Origin of the sequence: uncultured Nostoc sp. (genome assembly GCF_964245575.1) — a bacterium.
GTDB lineage: Bacteria > Cyanobacteriota > Cyanobacteriia > Cyanobacteriales > Nostocaceae > Nostoc.
The window spans coordinates 1-2,026 of sequence record NZ_CAXTNP010000367.1 but is presented as its reverse complement, the minus strand read 5'-3'; the positions used below and the strand labels follow the sequence as shown (position 1 = coordinate 2,026).

At 42.6% G+C, this 2,026-nt stretch carries 1 protein-coding gene; it reads left to right on the top strand.

The genetic code is table 11. The features are described 5' to 3' along the window. Nucleotides 1-129: 129 nt before the first annotated feature. A complete protein-coding gene (locus ACFFAP_RS34490) occupies nucleotides 130-1,473 on the top strand; it encodes a nitrogenase component 1 (RefSeq protein ID WP_375515427.1) in 1,344 nt (447 codons plus the stop codon). Nucleotides 1,474-2,026 lie beyond the last annotated feature (553 nt).

The following is a 2,026-nucleotide window of genomic DNA, read 5'->3' as shown; positions in this document are numbered from 1 at the left end:
GGAAGCTCTTACAAGGAAGACAGAAGCTATTACAAGTTGCACAAAACATAGAAACGCCAAAGCAGAAGTCGCTACAGATTGCATGAAACGCCTTTACCATAGTCAAACTTTAGAGAAACAGGAGGAAAAATGTCTGCTGAAACGACTTTTGATAATTGTAACCATAGTAAAGACCCAGTAGTTGGCTGTGCCCTTGAAGGTATTGCAACTACAGTTGCTGGTATTAAAGATGTTAGTATTGTGATTCAGTCTCCACAGGGTTGCGCGTCCACTGTCGCAGCTGGGTATGATGCTCATGAGGTTGATTTCACCAAGCGGAAAGTAGCTTGTACTCGTCTTTTTGAGTCAGACATTGTAATGGGAGCGTCTGACAAACTCAAAGGGATGATTAAAGACGCGGATAAATCTTTTGATGCTAAGGTGATGTTTGTCGTTGGAACTTGCGCCGCAGACATTATTGGTGAAGATATTGCGGGATTATGCAACCAGCTTCAGCCAGATATCAAAGCCAAACTCGTTCCTTTAATGGCTGGTGGGTTTCGGGGCAATGCTTACGATGGCTTGGAGATGGGTTTGGAGGCTTTACTTCCTTTTATAAAAAAAAGGCAGACCAAGAGAAGGGGTAGAAAGCCAAAGATTGTAAATATCATTGCACCACAGGCAAATCTAAATCCTACTTGGTGGGCTGATTTACATTGGGTAACGCAGACATTAAAGTCTTTAAGAATTAAAGTGCAGACGGTATTTTCTCATAATACCTCTTTTGAAGAACTAGAGCAAGCTGGTGAAGCAACCGCCAATATTGTTCTCAGTCATGATGTTGGGTATAAGTTTGCTCGGAAAATGCAACAGACCCATGACATCCCTTTGATCCTTGATGATATACCTTTACCAATAGGTGTAAACAACACTACTCGGTGGTTGAGGGCATTGGCGGCACATTTCAAGATAGATGAAAAAGTGGAGCCAATCATCAAACAAGGCGAAGAAATGGTCGTAGATACACTTCGCAAACGAGCATTGATGATTATTCCCCGATATCGTAACTGTAGAATTGCCGTATCTGCGGATGGGACGCTTGGCATTGGACTGGTCAGAATGCTCTTTGAAGAATTGGAGATGATTCCAGAAGTCTTATTATTTCGCTCGGCGATGCCTGATTCTCGTTCAATTTTGGAGCGAGAACTGCACAGCCTCGGTCTTACTTCCCATATAGTATTTTCGGCAGATGGCTATCAGGTAAAACAGACCTTAGAAGAGTTTGGTGTTGATGCTGTGATTGGCTCGGCATGGGAAAAATACATGGCAGAAGAGTTGGGAATCAAAATTGCTTTTGATGTATTTAGCCCCACTAATAGAGAAACTTATGTTGACAAGCCATATTTTGGCTATGAAGGCATGATCAATATCATGGAAGTGATTGCTAACGATTGGGATAGAGCCTTTCGTTCAAAAGAGATTAATTGGACATAGAGAAGTATTGTGTCAAGAATGTTTTGATATCCTGATGCAGAGTTATCAAGAAGTATTGTGCTACACGTCTGGAGCAACGGCAGTCGCTACAACGGGGAGTAACTGCCGTTAGCAAAGCGTTAGCAACGTAAGAGCTTTACCCATAAGGGTCTTCTCCCAAAGGGAGAGGCTAACGCCAAGGGGAGCCAGTTCGTTGCCCTGGTCAAGACAGTTGTAGGCGGAACGCCTTACCGCAGGGTAGGAACTGGCGTAATTTCCCCCATAAGCAGAAAAAACCTGAAGATTTGCACTTGGAAACGAATAATGGTAGCGATATCTACAACAGTTTCTGATTGACAATAAATAAAAACAGCTGCATTGGTTTTTTTCCAATGTTAAGCAATATTTCGCTAAGAGTGTCCGTATCTCGGCGGCCACCCACATAGAATTTAATAAAAATGATAATCATTATTGTAAATTTGTCATAGACTTGCCCTCCTTAGTCTGTAGTGTCTGGGTTATAGTAACCCAAGTTGCGGGTTATCGACTGATGCGTGCTTGTCACCCCTCAATT